Origin of the sequence: Campylobacter majalis (genome assembly GCF_905120465.1) — a bacterium.
Taxonomy (GTDB): domain Bacteria; phylum Campylobacterota; class Campylobacteria; order Campylobacterales; family Campylobacteraceae; genus Campylobacter_A; species Campylobacter_A majalis.
In genome coordinates, this window is record NZ_CAJHOF010000039.1 from 1 (window position 1) to 2,860 (window position 2,860).

General features: G+C 32.5%; 1 protein-coding gene. It reads right to left on the reverse strand.

Features of this window, described 5'->3' with window-relative positions:
- Positions 1-2,860, reverse strand: a 2,860-nt coding sequence (locus tag LQU93_RS09775; protein ID WP_229933699.1) for a two-partner secretion domain-containing protein, incomplete at both ends; no start/stop codon positions are given.

Genomic DNA, 2,860 nt, shown 5'->3' on the forward strand with positions numbered 1-2,860 from the left:
TATCCGCTACTAAATTCGCCCCCTGTATAGTTGTATCTTTATTTGAGATTATGTTTATGTTATTAGCATTTAGATTTGATGATACAATATCCTCTTTTATGGTTTTTGTGGTTGTTTGCTTTTTAGATAAAAAGCCTTTTTTATTAACTGTGCTTGTTAGATCTGCTTTATTGTTGATAGATGAAATATCTATGTCATTATCTGCTTTTAGGTTTATGCTCTCATTTGCATTTAGATTTGCTCCTACTAGATTTATATTAGTAGCATATGCATTTATATTATTAGCATTTAGACTTGAAGCTTGGTTTGTTGTGATAGTACCTTTAAAAGTTGTATCCTTGCCACTTATATTAAAGCTATCTCTGCTTTGGCTAGTTTTTATAGCAAGGTTATTATTTGCTTTTAGGTTTATGTCTTGGTCTGAGTTTAGAATTGCACCATTTATAGATATATCGTTGTTTGCGTTTATTGCTAGGCTTTGGGTTGAGTTTAAATTTGATCTAGTGCCTAGTGTGGTTGAAGTATAGTTTTTACCATGGGTGGTTTGTGATGTTTGATTTATATTTATATCGTTTGCATTTAGATTTAATGATGAGCCACTTGCTGTAGTTGAAGTTAAATTTAAGTCATTTAAGGCATTTAAATTTATAGTATTATGTGCTAAAAGCAAAGCATCTTTGTTTGTGATAGAGTTTGCGTTTAGGCTTATGTTATTAGCTATCATTGCTCCACTATTATAGATATTGCCACTTGCATCTATGTTTATCTTATTTTTAGCCATGATAAGTGAGCTTTGATTTATTACTGGGCTATGTTTGCTTGATGAGAGAGAGCTATTTATTAGTGAGTTTGCATTTTTATAAAGGCTATCAAATTTATTTAGCATAAAAGCCATACTAGCACCACTGCTGTCATATAAAAAGCCAGTGTTAATAGGGACAATATCTATGTGTATAGCTGGGTTTGGTCTAAACATAGGGATATTTATACTCTTGCTTGTTTGATCTTTTATATCATCATTGTTTAAATTTATCACACTTGCATAAAAGTTATTATTTGCAGCTAGTATTGCAGGGTAGCCATCTTCTTGGTAAGTAAAGTTCTTATAGGCACTATCACCGCCCACATCTGCCATATAGTGTCCACCAGCAGCATTTCTTTTTTTCTTCTCTTGCCAGATATATTTTATATGGCTATTAACACTTGTGTCTAGTTTATGTCCTATATTATCAACACTGCCATTTTTTATTCTTATATCGTGATTGGCATAGATCTGGCTTTTATCATTTGTAAAGGTTTTAGCGTCTATATCTATATCATTAGCGGAGTAGATCTTAGATGGGATAAAATTTGCTAGACTATCAGGAGTTATAAATTCTTTGGTGATTGAATAATAAAGCGTTCTAGTCTTTTCATTATCTTTTGCATACCTGGTTGTGATTATGATAGAATTTGAAGCTTCGTCTAGTCTGATATTGCTATAAGGGCGTGAGCTAGTGCCATGAAGGAAGCTAGATTTTTGTAAATTTAGAGCATATGCTACGCTATCTTGTGAGACTACTGCGTTATAAAGCTCTAAATTTAGTTCATCATCGCTGTAGGCTTTATTTTCAAGTTGCCACTTGTTTATTATCTCATCTTTTATCTTTTTTATATCTACGCTTAGACTAAATGACTTATTAGTGCAGCATCCAAGATTAAGAGTGGAGCTAAAATTTTGCCTAGCTATTTCAAGCTTGCTTAGTGAGTAGTTATTTACTCTGTCTGCCTTTATAGATATATCATTTGCAAGAATATTTGATGAGGCGTTGTTTATATTAGTAGCACTTAGATTTAAGCTATTAGCCGCTATGATGTTTGAGCTATTGGTATTTGTTATCTCATTTGCACTTAAGCTTATATCTTCTTTGCTTATTATACTAGCCTTATCTTTGTTTATGATTGATTTGTTTGAATGTATATTAGTTTGTTTATCTGAGACTATGGTATTTGAGTTTATAATATCCCCACTAGCATTTATGCTTATCTGGTTTGCCTTTATAATACCAGCATTATTTACACCAACTCCATCTTTAGTGGCTATGATATTTATCTTATTGGCATACATTCCACCAAGGGCTGTGCTATCAATTGAGATGGTAGGACTACTGGGTGTAGAGACAGGATTAGTTGCTCTGTTTGTGTTTGGCTCATTAGATGCTAAAACACTAAATAATCCAGATTGATTACTTGCTGCTTTAGCATCACTTGCTATTAAGTTTAGCTCATTTGAATGGACTGCACTAGCTATTTTTATAGTATCTGCTATGATATTTGTATAGTTTGAGCTTTTATCATTTAAGCCATTGCCTTGGATGTTAATAACTCCGAAATTCTGACTTAGGCTAGGACTAGATAAGTTAATTGGTGCTAAATCACCACTAGCATTTAAATTTAACTTAGCAGCACTAAATGTAGATGAGTTTGAATTTATTATATTTAGACCATTTATATTAATACCACTAGGATTGGCTATTATTAGATCAGCACTTTTTCCAGCTATCTCTAAATTTCCTTTTAGAAGCGATGGATTGTTTGAATTTACTTGATTAACTATTAATTTAGCAGAGCCTGAGTTTAAAAAGGGATTAGCCCCAACAAATCCAGCTATGTTTGTATTTGCACCATTAGCTGAGTTATTTAGTACTGTGCCAGTGTTTGGAGTATTAAATTTAGAGTATTCATTAAATGAGATGCCTTTGTGATTGGGAGTTACTATATTTACTATTAAAGCTTCATTTTTAGCTTTTAATATAACTGGTTGGTTTGATTTAGCTGCAGATGGGTCTGGGATGATGTTTGCAAGGGAGGTTTGAACTAT